This window comes from Altererythrobacter chaiwopuensis (assembly GCF_054957735.1).
On sequence record NZ_JBTXJF010000001.1, the window covers coordinates 1,160,680 to 1,178,667 of the forward strand.

Sequence of the window (17,988 nt, forward strand, 5' to 3'; positions counted from 1 at the left end):
CCTTAAGGCACAAGCACGGTATCGCGCGCTACCTCCGCCGTTTCGGGATAGTCGAGCGTATAGTGCAAGCCCCGGCTTTCATGGCGGCGGAGCGCTGAAGTGACGATCAGGTCGGCCGCTTCGATCAGGTTTCGCAGTTCGATGAGGTCGGTGGTGACGCGAAAGGCGCTGTAATAATCATGCACCTCCTTGCGCAGCAGGGCGATACGGTGCGCCGCGCGTTCCAGCCGCTTTGTGGTGCGCACGATCCCGACATAGTTCCACATGAAGCGGCGAATCTCGGTCCAGGTCTGCTTGATCACCACTTCCTCGTCGGAATCGGTCACGCGGCTTTCATCCCACTCGCGGATCGGGGGCGGGGCGCCGAGTTCGTCCCAGCGGGCCAGGATGTCTTTCGCCGCCGCCTCGCCGAACACGAAGCATTCAAGCAGGCTGTTCGAAGCCAGCCGGTTGGCCCCATGCAGCCCTGATTCGGTGCATTCGCCGGCTGCCCACAGGCCTGGCAAATCGGTGCGCGCGTCAAGCCCCACCAGCACCCCGCCGCAGGTGTAATGCTGCGCCGGGACCACGGGGATCGGCCCTGTGGTCATGTCGATGCCGAGGCCGATCAGCTTCTCGTGAATGGTCGGGAAATGCGCGCGAACGAATTCGGGCGGCTGGTGCGAAATGTCGAGATGGACATAATCGAGGCCATAACGCTTGATCTGGTCGTCGATCGCGCGCGCCACCACATCGCGCGGGGCCAGTTCCATCCGTTCCGGGTCGTAATCGGCCATGAACCGGTGCCCGGTTTCGGGGTGGAGCAAATGCCCGCCTTCGCCGCGCACCGCCTCGGTGATGAGGAAATTCTTGACCTCGAGATTGTACAGACAAGTGGGGTGAAACTGCATCATTTCCATGTTGGAGACGCGGCAGCCCGCGCGCCAGGCCATGGCGATCCCGTCACCGGTCGCGCCGCGCGGGGCGGTGCTGAACTGGTAGACGCGGCCCGCGCCGCCCGCCGCCAGCACGGTAGCGCGCGCCACATGCCGTTCGACCTTGCCGGTCGCTTCGTCGAGCGCATAGGCGCCCCACACCCTGCCATCGCCCGAAAAACGCTCGCCGTGCCTGCCAGTGATCAGGTCGATGCAACTGCGGCCCGGCAGCAGCGTGATGTTGGGATTGGCCTGGGCCGCCCTGAGCAAGGCGTCCTGCACCGCCCAGCCGGTGGCATCGGCAACATGGACGATACGGCGATGGCTATGCCCACCCTCGCGGGTGAGGTGCAGATTCTCGCCCTCGGTGTTGAAGGGCACGCCCAGATCCGCCAGCCGGGCGATCGATCGCGGTGCGTTCTCGATCACGAACTCCACAGTTTCGCGCCGGTTTAGCCCCGCACCCGCCACCATGGTGTCACGGATATGGTTCTCGAATGTGTCGCCCGTATCCAGCACTGCGGCGATGCCGCCCTGTGCCCAGGCGGTGCTGCCACCGGTGAGCGAGCCCTTGGCCAGCACCAGCACCTTTTTCACCTGCGCCAGTTCGAGCGCGGCAGTAAGCCCGGCGGCACCGGAACCGATTATCAGGACATCATGCGTCACTTGCGTCATGGCTTGCGCGCTATCACCAGCCGATAGCCCATGTCACCCGCCCCGACATTGAGCACTGTTTGCGCATCGCCCAGCGCGGCGTGGATTTGGGCGGCAATGCGGGGGTCGGGACGGCGCAGATTGGCGTAACCGACCCCGATCGTGTCGTAGAACGCATTCATTGCGCGCCCGTCAGTTGCACGAACACGTCTTCGAGGTCGGGCTCGCGCGTTGTCACATCCTCGATTGTATAGCCATGCGACTGGACCTTGGCGAGCACTTGCCCGGCGTTGGCTTGGTCGCGGTCATAAGTAATCTCCAGCACGCGCGGCTCGATCAATTCGACCTTGTGGAAGCCTTCTTCCACCACTGGCCCCGCCAGATCCCGGTCAACGGTCACGCGCACGATCTTCTCGCGAGCCATGTTGATGAGTTCGCGAGTCGGCTTCTTCGCGATCAGCTCGCCATGGTTGATGATCGCGATCTGGTCACACAACTGCTCGGCTTCTTCCAGATAATGCGTGGTCAGCACGATAGTGACGCCATCATTATTGAGCTGCGTGACCAGTTCCCACAGCTGCTTGCGCAATTCGACATCGACCCCGGCCGTCGGCTCGTCAAGCACCAGGATCGGCGGCGAATGGACCATCGCCTTGGCCACCAGCAGGCGCCGCTTCATCCCGCCTGACAGCGTACGGGCATAGGCATCGCGCTTGTCTGTCAAACGCACCGCTTCGAGCAGTTCCTCGCTGCGCCGCAGATGCTTGGCAATGCCGTAAAACCCGCCCTGGTTTTCCAGCACTTCGAACGGGGTGAAGAAAGGATCGAACACGATTTCCTGCGGTACGATCCCGATCGAGCGGCTGGCATTGCGGCGGTGCTCGTCGATATCGAAGCCCCAGATTTCCGCGCTGCCGCCGCTCTTCATCACCATCCCGGCAAGGATATTGATCAAGGTTGATTTGCCCGCCCCATTGGGGCCAAGCAGGCCGAAAATCTCGCCCTGCGGCACATCGAAGCTTACGCCCTTGAGCGCTTCCTTGCCCGGTTCGCCTTTCACCCCGGCGTAGGTTTTTCTGAGGTCGCGGATCGAAATGGCGGGCGGTGTGCTCATGGACGCCGCACTAATGCCAATCCCTGTGCACTGCAAAGCCCTTCGTCACCAGTTGCGAATCCGCAGCGATCCGATTATCGGCAAACCCATGAACATTGCACCGCCCGAAGTTATCACAGTCGAGACAGCGCGCGTCAGTTGCGATGGTGCCAGCGCCATTCGCGGGGGCGAGAATTATCGCCCTGCTGCGCTTGGCCACCCCAGGATCTATCTCGAAATCGACGAGCATGGCTATGTCGATTGCGGCTATTGCGACCGGCGTTTTGTATTGAAGGGCGGCCCTGCCGATGGCGCGGACCATGCGAAATTGCCCGATATTTCCGAAGGCGCAAGCCCGCAATAAGCCTGACTTATTGGTCACTTCCCGCTCATCACCGGTTCAGCATCGCGCGTTATATTGGCTGCAAGGAAGATACCTTGAGAGGAGTCCAGCTATGACCCGATTCTTTCGCCCCGCCCTGATCGCCGCAGCATTTTCCGGTGTGCTGGCCGCCCCGGTATTCGCAAGTGACGAGCCTGGGCAGGATTCCGCAGACCAGCAGGAATTGACCAAGGGCGAAAAGGAGCTTGCCCAGCTGCTCGAAGGCCGCGTGGCAGGCGAGCCTGTGAGCTGTATCAGCAACTATCCCAACCAGAGCCTGCGCGTGATCGATGATACCGCCTATGTCTATGGCCGGGGCAACACGATTTACGTGCAGCGCACCAAACACCCACAAGATATCGATGATGACGATATCCTGGTCCTCAAGACATTCACCGGCTCGCAATTGTGCCGGCTTGATAATGTGACCACCGTCGATCGAACCAGCGGCTTCTTCAGCGGCGCCGTGTTCTTCGACGATTTCATCCCCTACACCAGGGCCGATGACGCTGGAGCCGGTGAAGGCTAGACTCCAGACCTGACCGAACGACGGCCCTGATCACGGCAGGTCAGGGCTGCCGACAGGTCACCCGGCCTGCAGCCTGTTCAACCGGGCGATGATGGCATCGGCCTCGCTCATGATCCGGTCGATCAGTTCCTGGCAAGTGGGGATGTCATGGATCAGGCCCGCCACCATGCCGCAGCTCCACGCGCCTGCATCCATGTCGCCTTCCATCATGATCCGCGGATAGACGCCCGCGACCTGTTCGATGATATCCTCGAACTTCAGGTCGTCGCCCTTTTCCTTTTCGGTCCGCAGCAATTGCTCGACTGCATCGTTCGTCATCACCCGCTCGGTATTGCGCAGCGGACGCATCACCAGCCTTGTGTCGAGTTCGCTCGCGGCGACGATCGCCTGCTTCACATTCTCATGCACCGGCGCTTCCTTGGTGGCGATGAAGCGCGTGCCCATGTTCATGCCCTCCGCGCCCATCGCCAGGCTGGCGATCAGGCTGCGCCCGTCGGCCATGCCGCCCGATGAGACGAAGGGGATCTCCAGTTCGTCCGCCGCGCGCGGCAGCAGGATGAAGTTGGGAATGTCATCCTCGCCCGGATGGCCGCCGCATTCGAACCCGTCGACAGAAACTGCGTCGCAGCCGATCTCCTGCGCCTTCAGCGAATGGCGCACGCTGGTGCATTTGTGGATCACCTTGATCCCGGCATCCTTCAGCGCGGGCATGACCTGCACCGGGTTGCGCCCGGCCGTCTCGACCACTTTCACGCCCCCGTCGATGATCGCCTTGACCAGGCCGGGATAGTCGGGCGGGGTGAGGCTGGGCAGGAAGGTGAGGTTCACGCCGAACGGCTTGTCGGTCATGTCGCGGCACTTCGCGATTTCATTGGCGAGCTTTTCGGGCGTGCCCTGGGTCAGCCCGGTGATGATGCCCAGCCCGCCCGCGTTGCTGACCGCAGCCGCCAGCTCGGCAAAGCCGACGAAATGCATGCCCCCCTGGATGATCGGGTGCTTGATGCCGAACATTTCGGTGATGGCGGTTTTCATGGCTGGAATCTCCCCTGCGCTGGCTGGTTTCATACAGGGATTGCGGATCGCGCGCCGCCGCGCAAGCTCCGTTTTGGTTAGGTGATGATACCGTAGCGTCAGGTGCCGCGCTGTGTCCTGTCCTCGCAGTCCGTAGCGGGAGTGCAGCGCATGATCTGCGCCGCCTCATTCACTCCCACTCGATCGTGCCCGGCGGCTTGCTGGTATAGTCATAGACCACGCGGTTGATGCCCTGCACCTCGTTGACGATGCGGGTGGCGCAGCCCGTAAGAAATCCCGCGTCGAAAGGATAGACATCGGCGGTCATGCCGTCAGTGCTGGTCACCGCGCGCAAGGCACACACGCTGTCATAGGTGCGGTAATCGCCCATCACGCCCACCGTCTTGACCGGCAGCAGCACGGCAAAGGCCTGCCAGATCGCATCGTAAAGCCCGGCCTTGCGGATTTCGTCGAGATAGATCGCATCGGCCTTGCGCAGGATGTCGCAGCGCTCTTGCGTGACTTCGCCCGGAATGCGGATGGCAAGGCCTGGCCCGGGGAAGGGATGGCGGCCGACGAACTGCTCGTTCAGGCCCAGTTCGCGGCCCAATTCGCGCACCTCGTCCTTGAACAATTCGCGCAAGGGCTCGACCAGCTTCATGTTCATCCGCTCGGGCAGGCCACCGACATTGTGATGGCTCTTGATCGTGACCGACGGCCCGCCAGTGAAGCTGACGCTTTCGATCACATCGGGATAAAGCGTGCCCTGCGCCAGGAAATCCGCCCCGCCCAGCTTGTTCGCCTCTTCCTCGAACACGGCGATGAATTCGGCGCCGATGAACTTGCGTTTCTTTTCCGGGTCGGTGACGCCGGCAAGCCCCGCCATGAAACGCTCTTCCGCATCCACCACCACCAGCGGGATGTTGTAATGATCGCGGAACAGGCTTTCGACCTGTTCGCGCTCATTGAGGCGCAGCAGGCCATGATCGACGAATACGCAGGTGAGCTGGTCGCCCACCGCCTCGTGAATCAGGATTGCTGCGACCGAGCTGTCGACCCCGCCTGACAGGCCGCAAATCACGCGGCCAGATCCGACCTGTTCGCGGATCTCAGCCACCTTGGTTTCGCGATAGGCGGCCATGGTCCAGTCGCCCGCCAGCCCGCACACCCTATGCACGAAATTGGCGATCAGCCTGGCCCCATCGGGGGTGTGGACCACCTCGGGGTGGAACTGCGTGCCGTAATATTTTCGCGCCTCGTCCGCGATGACCGCGAAGGGTGCACCGTCGCTGGTGGCGACGATCTCGAAGCCGGGGGCGAATCGGGTTACCTTGTCGCCGTGGCTCATCCACACCTGGTGGCGCTCGCCTTCGCTCCACAAACCGTCGAACAGCGCGCATGATTTGGTCACGGTGAGGAAGGCACGGCCAAATTCGCCGCCCTCCCCTGTCTCGTGCCCGGGGCGGACCTCGCCGCCAAGCTGCTGGCTCATCACCTGCTGGCCGTAGCAGATGCCCAGGATCGGCAAGCCGGAATCAAACAGCACCTGCGGCGCACGCGGGCTGCCTTCGTCGCATACGCTTGCCGGACTGCCCGACAGGATGATGCCCTTGGGCTTCATCCGGTGGAATGCCTCTTCCGCCGCGGAGAAGGGAGCGATCTCGGAATAGACTCCCGCCTCGCGCACGCGGCGCGCGATCAGCTGGGTTACCTGGCTGCCGAAATCGACGATCAGGATGGAATCGGGGAGATGCGTAGGGTCCATGGCCGCCCGTTAAGGATGCGTAGCGTGACTGTCCAGCATGCGGCGTACGCTATGCACGAAGCGGCGGCCCTGCGGCAGCTGCAACACCCACGAATGTTACAGTTACAGAGTTGCGTTTTTTGCAACATGTTACGTGGTTTTCTCATTTGTGTTCAATCGTACGAAATATTATTTCGCTGTCTCCGCTGCAAATAGGGAAATCCTCCCCCCTTTATCTGCAGCGCGTCAGGACAATCGGCCTCCTTCCCCCCGGATAGCCGCGTCCTGACAGCCGGTCGCTGGCGTTCCAACCTCTCCCAAGGAACGCCGACGGGTCCGTGCCGCATAGGCCGGACCCGGGCGACCAGCGAAGCGAGCGAGGCGCGATCACCGCCAGTCCTCCCCCCAACCAACAGGCGGACGCGCCTCTCTCGCAATAGCTTGCCGCAGCGGCGCACCCGGCTGCGCGCAATCTGCCTTCAGCCAAATTCACCTGTAACCAAAATGAGGTTGATCGCGAACCAGTTAGCAGATGCCTTGCAGTGGCCGGTGAAAACGAAACGGGCCACTTTCAGGCAGTAAAGTAAAGATCTGAACGCTCGCCAGATCGCAGTGATCGGCACCGGTGCGGAATGATCGAAGATATAGCTGATGCCTGAGAATCTCCCTCCCCTCAGGCCAGCGAGGCGCGGCTGCCGCACCCCGTGACACAGCCCCCCCGTCCGGGCGGGAGCCGCGCCTCACCACTTCACCGCATCTGATAATGCGATCAGGCACTCGGGCCACTTGGCCCAATTGTACTGCCTATTTCGACATCTTGACCGTCCAGCGGTTGTTGCCGACAACATGTGAAGACCACTCAGAGGTCAGCCTGAAACTGCTGCTTTCCCCAACATACCAAGGCAGCTCATCGTTCCGCGCTCGCAGTGGCGCGTTCGCGCAGCTCGGTCTTGAGCAATTTGCCGATATGGCTGCGCGGCATTTCCGCGATCGCCTTGAGCGCAGAGAGCCGCTGGGTCTTGCCCAGCCGAGCATTGACCGTGCCGAGGATATCATCGACCTCGCTCTCCGCGACCCCCACCGTTAGCCTGACAAAACCATAAGGCGTCTCGCCCCAGCGTTCGGAGGGAATCCCGATCACCGCGGCCTCGGCGACGCGCGGATCCTTTTCCAGCTCAGCCTCGAGATCGCTCGGGTAGATATTGAAACCGCCGGAAATGATCATGTCCTTGGCCCGGCCGACCAACTCGACGAATCCATCCTCGTCAACCCGGCCGATATCGCCCATGCGCTGCCACACATCGCCGTTTTCAGGATCGGTCCAGTAACCCTCGCGGGTTTTATCGGGCTGGTTCTTGTAGCCGCTCATCATCGTCTGCGAACGCCCGATGAGGTTGCCCGGTGTGCCCGGCGGCACAGGCCTGTCTTCATCGTCGAGCACCTTCAATTCGCTGCCCGGTGCGGGCCGGCCCACCGTGTGCAGCTTGTCGGGGAATTCGTGGCATGCCAGCAGGCACACCACGCCGCCTTCGGTCATCGAGTAAATCTCGATCAGCCCGCCCGGCATGCGCCGCAGCACCTCGGCCTTGAGCTCGGCGGAGAAGGGCGCCGAGGTGCAATATTTCAGCAGCAGCGAGGAGAGGTCGAATTCGTCGAAGCGCGGTTCGGCCATCAGCCGCTGGTATTGCACCGGCACCAGCATGGTGATGGTCACTTCGTGCTCCTGCGCGACCTGAAGCCAGTCCATAGTATTGAACTTGCCCATGATGTTGACCGTGCCGCCCGCCAGCAGCGGGGGCAGGAAGGCAACCATGGTGGTGTTCGAATAGAGCGGGGTCGAGGCGAGCGAGCGCACCGGAATGCCTGCCTCGAGATAGCTTGAAGCGGTGCTGGCAAATTGCCGCCAGCGCATCAGGTGCGAATGGACGATGCCCTTGGGGATGCCGGTGGTGCCGCTGGAATAGATGATGTTGAACGGATCTTTCGGCCCAGGCGTGAAAGCCGGGGCAAGGGTTCCAGCGGGCGCCATCCAGCTCTCGATCTGCTCAAGCGCGATATGATCGAGCGCGGGCATGAAATCCGCGCCCAGCTCGGCGCTTTTCGCCGCATCGATGAACAGGTGCCGCGCCCCGCTGTCACCCGCCATGCCGATCAGCTGCTCCTTCGAGGCGCTGGTGGTAAGCGGCGCAGCCACCCCGCCCGCACGCACTGCGGCGAGGAACACCAGCGCATAATTGATGCAGCTCGTGCCCAGGATCGCGACCGATTGCCCGCGTTCGAGGCCTGTCTCGACCAGCCTTGCGGCGATCCGCTCAACCCGATCACCAAGCTCGCCCCAGGTCAGCTCGCGTTCGCCATCGCGCAGCGCAACCTTGCCGGGCTGACGCTGTGCCCAATTTGCGATGATATCCGGAAAATTGCCGAACTCGGACTGAAGTGTTTCCAGCATCGCGTGCTTCTCTCCCTGTTTCGCATTGCTTTAGTGCGTGCGACTTTGCAGTCTGGCAATCCAATGCCAAGGAGAATCGGGATGAGCAAACCCTGCAATCGGATAGTAGCGGGTGCGTTGGTGCTTGCGGCGCTTGCGGCGCTTGCGGCGCTTGCGGCAATTCCGGCCGCTCATGCCCAAAGCGCGGCCGCTGCACCGCGCATCTTGGCGGTTTTCGCGCACCCCGATGACGAAGTGTTCGTGGCCCCCATGCTGGCCGCAATGGCACGCGAAGGCGCGGCGGTAAGCGTGGTCTATGCCACCAGCGGCGATGTAGGCCCGGGCGTTTCGGAGTTCGAGGCCGGCGCTGAACTGGCTAGCGCGCGCGAAGCCGAAGCGCGATGTTCCGCCGATGCATTGGGCGTTCACCAAACAGTGTTCCTGCGGCTGGGCGACGGGACACTGGGAGTGGGGGCCAGCAAGCCGGGCAGTGCCGCGCGCAGACTTGCGGCAGGGCTGGATGCGATCCTGCAAGAGGGTGATTATGACCGGGTGATAACGTGGGGGCCGGATGGCGGATATGGCCATTCGGACCATCGCATGGTCAGCGCGATCACCACCCAGCTGGTCCAGTCAATGGAAGAAGACCGGCCCGAACTGCTCTATCCCGGCATCCGCAAGGGAACCCTGCCCCCCGTCCCCGAGATGCAGGACTGGGCTGAAACCGATCCTGAGTTGCTGACGCTGGCCTATGGCTACAATTCCGGCGACCTGGCCGCGGCGGCGCGGGCCACCGCCTGCCACGAGACTCAATTCGATGCCCCGACAAGGGCAGGAATGATGGCACTGTTCGACCAGACTATCTGGCAAGGATCGGTGCATTTGCGCGCGGGTTTCTAGCGGGCGGCTACACATCGTGGAAAACCGCCGCCTGAAGGGGGGAAAAGCTTGGGAATTACCCCTCTCCGGCCTATATAATCAGCATGTCAGAAAACCCTGAAAAAATTCCTGAAAAAATCGTCCAGATGGGCGAATATGGCGCCGATTCGATCAAGGTCCTCAAAGGGCTCGATGCGGTGCGCAAGCGCCCCGGCATGTATATCGGCGATACCGATGACGGCAGCGGCCTGCACCACATGGTATTCGAGGTTTCGGACAATGCGATCGACGAAGCTTTGGCGGGCCATTGCGACCTGGTGCTGATCGAACTCAATCCCGACGGATCGGTATCGGTCGAGGACAATGGCCGCGGCATCCCTGTCGGCATGCACAAGGAAGAAGGCGTTTCGGCAGCCGAAGTCATCATGACCCAGCTGCACGCCGGGGGCAAATTCGAGAACACTTCGGAGGACAACGCCTACAAGGTCTCGGGCGGCCTCCACGGCGTGGGCGTTTCAGTGGTGAACGCGCTTTCCGAATGGCTCGAACTCGTCATCTGGCGGGACGGCAAGGAATACTGGATGCGCTTCGAGCATGGCGATGCGGTTGCCTCGCTTGAAGTGCGGGGCGATGCCCCGCCAGCCGCCAGCAATGGCGATGCGAACGGCTTGAAGAAAGGCACGCGCGTGACCTTCAAGGCTTCGCACAACACCTTCAAGAACGTGACGGAATTCGATTTCGACAAGCTTGAACATCGATACCGCGAACTGGCATTTCTGAATTCGGGTGTGCGCATCCTGCTGCGCGACAACCGGCACGAGCAACCGCTCGAGCACGACCTGTTCTATGAAGGCGGCATCGCAGCCTTTGTGAGCTGGCTCGATCGCAACAAGCAGCCGCTGATCAGCTCCCCGATTTCGGTTTCGGCGGAAAAAGACGGGATCGGGATCGATGTCGCGCTGCAATGGAACGACAGCTATTACGAAAACGTGCTGTGCTTCACCAACAACATTCCGCAGCGCGATGGCGGCACCCACCTGGCCGCGTTCCGCGCCGCGCTGACACGCACGATCAACAATTACGCTTCCAGCTCCGGGCTGATGAAGAAGGAAAAGGTCAGTCTGTCGGGCGAAGACATGCGCGAAGGGCTGACTGCGATCGTTTCCGTCAAGCTGCCTGATCCCAAATTCGGCAGCCAGACGAAAGACAAGCTGGTTTCTTCGGAAGTGCGCCAGCCGCTCGAAAGCCTGATGAGCGAAAAGATGACCGAATGGCTGGAGGAAAATCCGGCAGATGCCAAGGCGATCATCCAGAAGATCATCGATGCCGCCGCCGCACGCGAGGCCGCTCGCAAGGCGCGCGAAATGAGCCGCAAGGGTGCGATGAGCGTGGCCAGCCTGCCGGGCAAACTGGCTGATTGCCAGGAGCGCGATCCGGCAAAGAGTGAACTGTTCCTGGTCGAGGGCGATTCAGCCGGCGGCTCCGCCAAACAGGGCCGCGATCGCAAGACCCAGGCGATCCTGCCGCTGAAGGGCAAGATCCTGAACGTCGAGCGCGCCCGGTTTGACCGGATCATCAGCTCGAAGGAAGTGGGCACGTTGATCCAGGCCATGGGCACGGGCATCCGCGACGAGTTCGACCTTGATAAGCTGCGCTATCACAAGATCGTGATCATGACCGACGCTGACGTGGACGGCGCACACATCCGCACGCTGCTGCTCACCTTCTTCCACCGCCAGATGCCGGAGATCATCAAGGCCGGACATCTTTTCATCGCGCAGCCCCCGTTGTTCAAGGTCGCCAAGGGCCGCAGCGAAGTTTATCTGAAAGACCAGGCCGCGCTCGACCGCCATCTGGTCGATGCCGGGCTGCAGGGTCGCGTGCTCGAATCGGTCGGCGGTGCGCGCTCGGGCGCAGACCTGCGCGCGCTGGTCGAACATGCACTGCGCCTGCGCAATTTGCTGGGCTTCGTCCCGCGCAAGTATGATCTGGCGATCATCGAACAGATGGCCCTGTCGGGCGCGCTCGATCCTTCGCTCGATCGCCCTACGCGGGCGCAGGCGCTGCAATTCACGGCTGAACGGCTGGGCATGGCCGACCCCGAGGCAAAATGGTCAGCGAGAATCGGCGAGGATGGTGTGGTTCGCTTCGAGCGGGTCTGGCGCGGTGTAACCGACGTGCACGAGATCGAGGCCAAGTTCCTGATCAGCGCCGAGGCACACAAGTTGCACGGCCTTGCCGGCAGCCATGCCGAAACCTATGCCCGCCCGGCGCGGCTGGTAAAATCAGGCGCCGAGCCCGATGCAGTCCCGGACGATGATGTAGAGGCGGACGATCTGCCCGCCGCCACCGCAGTTGATGCCATCATGCGCCCGACCGAACTGCTCGACGCCGTGCTTGCAGCCGGTCGCAAGGGAGTTTCGGTGCAGCGCTACAAGGGGCTGGGCGAAATGAATGCCGAGCAATTGTGGGAAACCACGCTCGACCCGGACAACCGCGCGCTGCTTCAGGTCAAGGTTGAAGACGCCGACGTGACCGACGAAATATTCACCCGTCTGATGGGCGACGTTGTGGAGCCACGCCGTGAGTTCATCCAGGAAAACGCGCTCAATGTGGCCAATCTCGACGTGTGATCCAGCTCCTGGCCCGGAGCTGTTTCCTGATCGCAGCCGGGTGGCTGGCTTTTGTCAGCCTGGTTTTTCTGATTGCTCCACGCGACTGGCATCATCGATTGCCATCATCGATCCAACCATTGGTTGGCACAGCGCCTCGCGCGGCAGTTATTTGACCTATTCGCCCTGCCGACACTTTCAGCGGCAGCGGCGATAGCTTATGCCGCGTTGTGAGAGTTAATGGAGGCACTGATGAGTGAGAGCCAGCAGCGCGGCGACGGTTACGAACACCTGGGTTTCGTCTTGCTGCTGGGCTTGCTTACCGCGGGCGTCACCTTCGTGGTCTGGCCCTTTGCCACACCGGTTTTGTGGGCAGCGCTGGCAGCGATCATGTTCCAGCCGCTCTACCAATGGTTTCTTGCCCGGCTCAATGGCGGCAAGAACAGGGCGGCGGCCGCCACACTGTTGTTCATTACCTTTGCGGTGCTGTTGCCCTCGCTATTCATTGGCGGCCTGATCGTCGAGCAGGCGGCCAATGTGGTGATCGCCTTCCAGCAGGGCGATCTCGACGTAGCGGCCTGGTTCTCGCAGATCATGCTCGCGCTTCCCACCGCGCTGCGCGATCCACTGGAGCAGCTTGGATTGGCAGACTTTGGTGAACTGCAAGCGCGGGCCCAGGAATTGCTGACGGAAAGCGCCGGGATGATCGCCCGGCAAGCGGTAGCCATCGGTGGCGGATTGTTCAGTTTTGTCCTCTCGTTCCTGCTTGGCCTTTATGTGACCTATTTCCTGCTGCGCGACGGCAAGAAGATCAGCCACGCGATTCTGTGCGGCCTGCCGCTGGAACTGGAAATCGCCGAGCGCCTGGCCGAACGCTTCCTGTCAATCGTGAGGGCGACGATCAAGGGATCGGTCGTGGTCGGGCTTGTACAGGGCGGGCTGGGGGCGATCACCTTCTGGATTGTTGACGTCGAGGCGGCATTATTGCTGGGCCTGCTGATGGCGATCTTCTCGCTTCTGCCTGCAGTCGGCACCGGCATCGTGTGGGTGCCGATGGCAATCTATCTGCTTGCGTCCGGATCGACATGGGAAGGCGTGCTGGTGGCAATATCGGGGATCGCGGTGATCGGTATGGCCGACAATGTGCTGCGTCCGATCTTGGTTGGCCGCGACACGGGAATTCCCGACTGGATCATCTTGATCACCACGCTTGGGGGCATTGCCACCATGGGGCTTTCCGGGGTGGTGCTCGGGCCGTTGCTGGCCGGGTTGTTCCTTGCCGCATGGTCGATTGCGCAGGAATATTTGCTCCACCACAAGATTGCAGGCAGCGACAGTTGAGCCGCGCCGCATGAGGCGGGCTGTACCCGGATCGCAAGCCGAACAGCTGGGGCGGCTGTTTCTTGCAGGCGTGCTGGTGGTGTTCGCGCCGCACCTGCCACTGGGCAATTACCTGATCTATCCTTTCATGATTCTGGGCACCTGGTTCCACGAGATGGGGCACGGCCTTGCGGCGCTGGCACTGGGCTTTGAATTCGACCGGCTGCTGATCTTTCCTGACGGGTCAGGCCTGGCGGAAAGCCGCACGCCGGCGGGCATATCGCCGCTGGCGCGGGCTGCAATCGCTGCTGGCGGCCCGTTGGGGCCCAGCGTGATCGGATCGGTGCTGATCCTGGCCAGCGCCCGGCACAAGCTGTGGCGCGCGGCACTGATAGGATTGGCAGCAATTATCGGGATCTCGACAGTGGTCTGGGTGCGCACCACTACTGGCTGGATCGTGCTGCCGCTGATCGCTGCGGCGCTGGCCCTGCTGGCATGGCGCGGTCAAGAGGGGATTGGGCGCTTCACGCTGCAATTTCTCGGCATGCTGGCCGGGCTCAGCATGTTTTTGTCGTGGGACTATCTGTTCATGGAAAGCGCGTTGATCAATGGCCAGTTGATCCTGTCAGATACCGGCGCGATTGCGGCCAACCTGCTGTTGCCGCACTGGGTCTGGGCGATGCTGCTGGTGGCAATCGCTGCACTGATGATCGGTACCAGTCTGAAATACGCGCTGAAGGAATATGGGCGCAGTGGCCGCCGCTAGAGTGATTTCGAGTGAAATGGAACATTTCTCGGCTCGGAAATCACGGTAAACCAAGAATCTAGACTCAGATTTTGATTCAGCCAAAATCGAACAGAGTCTAGATCGCAAGCTCGCGGTGCTCAGGTCGCAATCCGGATGGTGTTGATCCCGCGTGAGCCGCCATCTTCCCCCGACAAACCGACAAAGATCGTGTCGATGATACGCGCCAGCTTCTCTTCGTTCAGCTTGTCATCGAGATAGGTCAGCGCTTCGGGCATGGTATAATTGGCAACCATCTGGTTGATCAGCGACAAGGTCTGGTCGATTTCCAGCCCGGGAAAGTACCCCTCGGCCTGAGCCTGCGCGATTACTTCGCACAGATAGTGGTCGGCCAGGTCGACAAAGCTTCGCACCCGTTCGAAGCGGGCTGCTCCGGCTTCACACATCAGCGCAAAACTGGCTGGATCGCTGCGAAACCGCTCACGGTTGACACGGAAACGCCGGACGAAGAATTCGTACATCTTGCGATTGGGCGGCAGATCGCTGGCGACAACCTCTTCCATCGCAGCCACATGCGGCTCGAACCAGAGCTCCACCGTCGCTTCGAACAGATCGTCATCATGCTCGAAAAGCTCGTCCAGAATGCGGCGCGGGATACGGCCCGATGCCGCAAGATCAGCGATGCGAACTTCCTCGCCGCGCTGCTCGAACAATTCATTCGCCAGCAGTGCTGCGCGCCTGCGCTCCGTCTGTCGCGTTTCCCGTGCCATCATCGCCTTGACCTCGCATTCGAGGGGCAATTTAGGGGTTCAGATGCCAGGCTTAAACCCGCAATGCCCGATTTAATTTGCACCGGCCGGCTGCGCCTTCTTCAGGAAAGAGTTTTTGGCGGGAGCGGGACAAATGCCGAAGTCCTGCGCTTGTAATCGGCGTATTTGTCACCCTTGCTGCGGTCCATCCCCTTTTCAAGCAATGCCACGCCCGACCATTTGGTGAGCGTGAAGCTGAGGAAAATCGGCCCGGCCAATGTATAAAGCGCGTATTCCCAGCCAGCCGATGCGCACGCCAGCCAGATCCCCCACCAGGCGGCAAAATCGCCAAAATAGTTGGGGTGGCGGGTATAGCGCCACAGACCGCTATCGAGCACCTGCCCTTCATTGGCGGGATCAGCCTTGAATCTCGCCAATTGCCAATCGCCAACCCATTCGAAGAAGATCCCGGTCAGGAATATCGCCAGCCCCGCCCAGGCAAGGGCTGTGATGGGGGCGGCGTCGCCTGACGCAAGAATGCCGACCTGCGCCGGGCTCGACACCAGAAACAGCAGCACTGCCTGCATCAGCCACACCTTGGTTAGCGCGGCGAACGCGAAATTGCCGCGTTCGCGATCCTTTTTCAGGATCATCCTGTAGCGCTTGTCCTCACCCTCGCGCATCCAGCGCCGCAGCAAGTAAACGCCCAGGCGAAAGCCCCATGCGGCGGTCATCACCATGATCAGCGTAGCCAGCGCACCGGGGCGGGCCAGCTGAAAATAACTGGCAAGCGCCATTATGCCCATGCCCGCGCCCCAGAAGGCATCGACAAAGGAGACATCGCTGATCTTCACGGAAATGAGCCACAGCACCACAATCAGTGCAAGCAGGATAGCGGCATTGAAAAGCAGGGCATCGATCATGGCTTTGTGTCCTCGATCAGGCTTAGCGCTTGCGCTTCCAGCACCTTGAAGCGCTCATATTCAGGAAGTTTGGAACGCATGAAACGGGCGATTTTCAACAGATCCTGTCCATAATCCCCGGTGGGCCAGATCGGTTCCCCGAAACCCAGCACCATGCGCTTGTTACATACCCACGCAGGCACGATCGGAACATTTGCCGCGAGCGCGATGTTGTAAAAGCCCGACTTCCAGCTCCCGTCTGTGCTACGCGTTCCCTCCGCCGCGATTACCAGCGCTAGCCGGTCACGCCGTTCGAATTCGGCAGCTACCTGTTCGACGACATTGCTGCGCTTGGTCCGGTCGATCGGGATGCCGCCCATGTCCAGCATGAAGCGGCGCATATATCCGGAGAACAGCGTGTGCTTGCCCATGAAATTGGGTTCGACTCCTTCTTCGGCGGTTGCACCGATAAAGAATACAAAGTCCCAGTTGGAAGTATGCGGCGCGCCGGCGATGACATATTTCGGGATCGGCGGCAGATGCCCGTCGAGCGTCCACCCCTTCCAGCGATATATGGCCAGGATGATGCGCCGCACAATGCGCGACATGATGGAACGCTTGCGAGCGGGCTTGGACGACACTTTTCTCTCCCCGTACATGCCTAGCATCCGCGCGCGGGATTGCGAGGGGGATTTGCAAAGCAGGAGCGGGCAGGATCACGCCTTCCTCAGACAAAGAAGAAGATTGAGTTCCCGAAATTATGCGCAACGATGGGGAGCAACAGGCTGCCCGAACGCTCACGCATCCACACGCCCAGGAAAGAGGGAATGAAGGTCATCGCCATAATCATGGCATCAAAGCTGATTCCATCGGCGGACGAATAGCTGAATGCGTGGGCAAGGCCGAACAGCACGCTTGTGAGCACTGCCGACCATCCCCAGTTCACCCCCGCCATGCGGATGCGGCCACGAAACGCCTCGTACAGCATGAACAGCAGCAGGCCGCGATAGAATATCTCTTCCTCAAGCCCCGGCATGGTCAGCTGGAACGCCAAAGCGTCGGCGCGGATCGGATCGTTGGGGAACATCGAGGCAATTGCGACGAAGAACAGGCAATAGGCGGAAGCTATGGCCAGAGTGCCCAACAAGCCTTCGCGCTTCTGCGCCAGCGTGAGCCCGATCTGCTTCCAGCTGATCGCGGGGTGGAGCGCAATCGCCAGCGAAGCGACCAGAGCAAGGAGCTTGCCCTGCCAGTTCCAGTCACTGTCCGGGAGGAAGGAAGGAAGATTGCCGTAGAAATTCGTCAGCAATGCATCGTTGAAGAACACCAGCGCCGCGCCCGCCATTAGCCAGCGGGGGGCGAAATTCGCGCGATCCATCAGTCCAATGATCAAACCTGACCCAACCAGGATTGCACAGATCAACCCTATCGAAACCACCGCATCCATTGCTTGCGACCCTTGTTATATGTTTGTATTTATTCGGTTTGATTGGGGATTTCCAGCATAGGTCGAACCAGCGGCGCAGACGACGAAAGTTCCCTCTCCCCCGCACATGCATAGCAATTGCGCGCGGGAATGCGAGAGGGATCAATTCGCGCCATTTATCACGGCGTTCGTCAGCTTGCTTCCGGTGTGCGCTCCACAGCAAGCGCGGGATGGCTCTGCGGCAAAAGCGCCCGGGCGCGGGAGACTATTTCGTCGGCCGCAGCGCCGGACTCTTCAATGATATGTTTGGCAGTTATCCGCATCGTGGCAATTCCTGCGCGCTTCAGCCAGTCGTCCCGCACCGGATCAACCGTCGAAGCATCAAGCTCGATCGCAAGCCGTGCGTCGGGACAGTAGAAGTCATGGACATATTTGCCAGTCGCGCGCCGCCTGTTGAACCTCAGCCCGCTCGGCCGCGATCTCAACTGCCGCCATAGTAAACCCTCCAGCAAATGCATGTTGCCATGCATCTTGGGCAAAGCAGCATTTTCCCGCTTGCTGGGCGGTGGCGCGTGATTCTGTTCCAAATCCGAATCCTTT

General features: G+C 61.1%; 17 protein-coding genes. 6 read left to right on the forward strand and 11 right to left on the reverse strand.

The window, feature by feature from the left end:
• Positions 1–2 precede the first annotated feature (2 nt).
• From nadB to ACX3VQ_RS05685, 3 genes are read right to left on the reverse strand one after another with little or no spacing between them, the layout of a single operon-like run.
• Entirely contained in the window at positions 3–1,589 is a 1,587-nt protein-coding gene (nadB, locus tag ACX3VQ_RS05675; RefSeq protein ID WP_462579946.1) for an L-aspartate oxidase, read from the reverse strand.
• The gene (locus ACX3VQ_RS05680; RefSeq protein WP_462579947.1) at positions 1,586–1,750 is read right to left on the reverse strand and encodes a hypothetical protein; all 165 of its coding nucleotides are present in this window, start codon (positions 1,748–1,750) and stop codon (positions 1,586–1,588) included. Before ACX3VQ_RS05680 ends, nadB begins: the two co-directional genes overlap by 4 nt.
• Positions 1,747–2,682, reverse strand: a complete 936-nt coding sequence (locus ACX3VQ_RS05685) for an ABC transporter ATP-binding protein (RefSeq protein WP_462579948.1) — start codon at positions 2,680–2,682, stop codon at positions 1,747–1,749. Before ACX3VQ_RS05685 ends, ACX3VQ_RS05680 begins: the two co-directional genes overlap by 4 nt.
• Positions 2,683–2,770: 88 nt before the next feature.
• Here ACX3VQ_RS05685 and ACX3VQ_RS05690 point away from each other — a divergent pair, with 88 nt between their 5' ends.
• Positions 2,771–3,025, forward strand: a complete 255-nt coding sequence (locus ACX3VQ_RS05690; RefSeq protein WP_462579949.1) for a zinc-finger domain-containing protein — start codon at positions 2,771–2,773, stop codon at positions 3,023–3,025.
• Positions 3,026–3,116: 91 nt separating this feature from the next.
• Positions 3,117–3,572 (forward strand): hypothetical protein, encoded by a 456-nt coding sequence (locus tag ACX3VQ_RS05695; RefSeq protein ID WP_462579950.1) that lies wholly within the window; start codon positions 3,117–3,119, stop codon positions 3,570–3,572.
• Between the two features lie 57 nt (positions 3,573–3,629).
• Here the strand turns inward: ACX3VQ_RS05695 and ACX3VQ_RS05700 are convergent, their stop codons facing one another.
• From ACX3VQ_RS05700 to ACX3VQ_RS05710, 3 genes are all read right to left on the reverse strand, one after another.
• Entirely contained in the window at positions 3,630–4,604 is a 975-nt protein-coding gene (locus ACX3VQ_RS05700; RefSeq protein WP_462571063.1) for an NAD(P)H-dependent flavin oxidoreductase, read from the reverse strand.
• Between the two features lie 169 nt (positions 4,605–4,773).
• Positions 4,774–6,348: a glutamine-hydrolyzing GMP synthase gene (gene guaA, locus ACX3VQ_RS05705; RefSeq protein WP_462579951.1), complete on the reverse strand. Its 1,575-nt coding sequence runs from the start codon at positions 6,346–6,348 to the stop codon at positions 4,774–4,776.
• Positions 6,349–7,234: 886 nt separating this feature from the next.
• Positions 7,235–8,776 carry a class I adenylate-forming enzyme family protein gene (locus ACX3VQ_RS05710; RefSeq protein WP_462579953.1) on the reverse strand — a complete coding sequence of 514 codons (1,542 nt, stop codon included), beginning with the start codon at positions 8,774–8,776 and terminating at the stop codon, positions 7,235–7,237.
• A gap of 81 nt (positions 8,777–8,857) precedes the next feature.
• Here ACX3VQ_RS05710 and ACX3VQ_RS05715 point away from each other — a divergent pair, with 81 nt between their 5' ends.
• The 4 genes from ACX3VQ_RS05715 (at position 8,858) to ACX3VQ_RS05730 (ending at position 14,332) form a co-directional block, all read left to right on the forward strand.
• Positions 8,858–9,655 (forward strand): PIG-L family deacetylase, encoded by a 798-nt coding sequence (locus tag ACX3VQ_RS05715; protein ID WP_462579954.1) that lies wholly within the window; start codon positions 8,858–8,860, stop codon positions 9,653–9,655.
• Between the two features lie 83 nt (positions 9,656–9,738).
• A complete protein-coding gene (gene gyrB, locus ACX3VQ_RS05720; protein WP_462579955.1) occupies positions 9,739–12,267 on the forward strand; it encodes a DNA topoisomerase (ATP-hydrolyzing) subunit B in 2,529 nt (842 codons plus the stop codon).
• Positions 12,268–12,498: 231 nt separating this feature from the next.
• Positions 12,499–13,587, forward strand: a complete 1,089-nt coding sequence (locus ACX3VQ_RS05725; protein WP_462579956.1) for an AI-2E family transporter — start codon at positions 12,499–12,501, stop codon at positions 13,585–13,587.
• A gap of 10 nt (positions 13,588–13,597) precedes the next feature.
• Positions 13,598–14,332: a M50 family metallopeptidase gene (locus ACX3VQ_RS05730; protein ID WP_462579957.1), complete on the forward strand. Its 735-nt coding sequence runs from the start codon at positions 13,598–13,600 to the stop codon at positions 14,330–14,332.
• 119 nt (positions 14,333–14,451) lie between these two features.
• On the opposite strand, the gene ACX3VQ_RS05735 is transcribed toward ACX3VQ_RS05730, so the two are convergent.
• The 5 genes from ACX3VQ_RS05735 to ACX3VQ_RS05755 all read right to left on the reverse strand — a co-directional run bounded on the left by ACX3VQ_RS05735 (position 14,452) and on the right by ACX3VQ_RS05755 (position 17,975).
• The gene (locus tag ACX3VQ_RS05735; RefSeq protein WP_462571055.1) at positions 14,452–15,084 is read right to left on the reverse strand and encodes a hypothetical protein; all 633 of its coding nucleotides are present in this window, start codon (positions 15,082–15,084) and stop codon (positions 14,452–14,454) included.
• A gap of 98 nt (positions 15,085–15,182) precedes the next feature.
• On the reverse strand, positions 15,183–15,983 hold the full coding sequence (locus tag ACX3VQ_RS05740) for a DUF1295 domain-containing protein (RefSeq protein WP_462571054.1): 801 nt from the start codon (positions 15,981–15,983) through the stop codon (positions 15,183–15,185).
• Entirely contained in the window at positions 15,980–16,570 is a 591-nt protein-coding gene (locus ACX3VQ_RS05745) for a 1-acyl-sn-glycerol-3-phosphate acyltransferase (protein ID WP_462579958.1), read from the reverse strand. Before ACX3VQ_RS05745 ends, ACX3VQ_RS05740 begins: the two co-directional genes overlap by 4 nt.
• A 119-nt stretch (positions 16,571–16,689) precedes the next feature.
• Positions 16,690–17,409, reverse strand: a complete 720-nt coding sequence (locus ACX3VQ_RS05750) for a CPBP family intramembrane glutamic endopeptidase, BDIM_20840 family (protein ID WP_462579959.1) — start codon at positions 17,407–17,409, stop codon at positions 16,690–16,692.
• Between the two features lie 170 nt (positions 17,410–17,579).
• Positions 17,580–17,975 carry an endonuclease domain-containing protein gene (locus ACX3VQ_RS05755; protein WP_462579960.1) on the reverse strand — a complete coding sequence of 132 codons (396 nt, stop codon included), beginning with the start codon at positions 17,973–17,975 and terminating at the stop codon, positions 17,580–17,582.
• Positions 17,976–17,988: the final 13 nt, after the last annotated feature.

Coding starts and splice junctions, on each gene's coding strand:
- nadB (WP_462579946.1), bottom strand. CDS start 1,589: ATGACGCAAGTGACGCATGATGTCCTGATAATCGGTTCCGGTGCCGCC.
- ACX3VQ_RS05680 (WP_462579947.1), bottom strand. CDS start 1,750: ATGAATGCGTTCTACGACACGATCGGGGTCGGTTACGCCAATCTGCGC.
- ACX3VQ_RS05685 (WP_462579948.1), bottom strand. CDS start 2,682: ATGAGCACACCGCCCGCCATTTCGATCCGCGACCTCAGAAAAACCTAC.
- ACX3VQ_RS05690 (WP_462579949.1), top strand. CDS start 2,771: ATGAACATTGCACCGCCCGAAGTTATCACAGTCGAGACAGCGCGCGTC.
- ACX3VQ_RS05695 (WP_462579950.1), top strand. CDS start 3,117: ATGACCCGATTCTTTCGCCCCGCCCTGATCGCCGCAGCATTTTCCGGT.
- ACX3VQ_RS05700 (WP_462571063.1), bottom strand. CDS start 4,604: ATGAAAACCGCCATCACCGAAATGTTCGGCATCAAGCACCCGATCATC.
- guaA (WP_462579951.1), bottom strand. CDS start 6,348: ATGGACCCTACGCATCTCCCCGATTCCATCCTGATCGTCGATTTCGGC.
- ACX3VQ_RS05710 (WP_462579953.1), bottom strand. CDS start 8,776: ATGCTGGAAACACTTCAGTCCGAGTTCGGCAATTTTCCGGATATCATC.
- ACX3VQ_RS05715 (WP_462579954.1), top strand. CDS start 8,858: ATGAGCAAACCCTGCAATCGGATAGTAGCGGGTGCGTTGGTGCTTGCG.
- gyrB (WP_462579955.1), top strand. CDS start 9,739: ATGTCAGAAAACCCTGAAAAAATTCCTGAAAAAATCGTCCAGATGGGC.
- ACX3VQ_RS05725 (WP_462579956.1), top strand. CDS start 12,499: ATGAGTGAGAGCCAGCAGCGCGGCGACGGTTACGAACACCTGGGTTTC.
- ACX3VQ_RS05730 (WP_462579957.1), top strand. CDS start 13,598: ATGAGGCGGGCTGTACCCGGATCGCAAGCCGAACAGCTGGGGCGGCTG.
- ACX3VQ_RS05735 (WP_462571055.1), bottom strand. CDS start 15,084: ATGATGGCACGGGAAACGCGACAGACGGAGCGCAGGCGCGCAGCACTG.
- ACX3VQ_RS05740 (WP_462571054.1), bottom strand. CDS start 15,983: ATGATCGATGCCCTGCTTTTCAATGCCGCTATCCTGCTTGCACTGATT.
- ACX3VQ_RS05745 (WP_462579958.1), bottom strand. CDS start 16,570: ATGTCGCGCATTGTGCGGCGCATCATCCTGGCCATATATCGCTGGAAG.
- ACX3VQ_RS05750 (WP_462579959.1), bottom strand. CDS start 17,409: ATGGATGCGGTGGTTTCGATAGGGTTGATCTGTGCAATCCTGGTTGGG.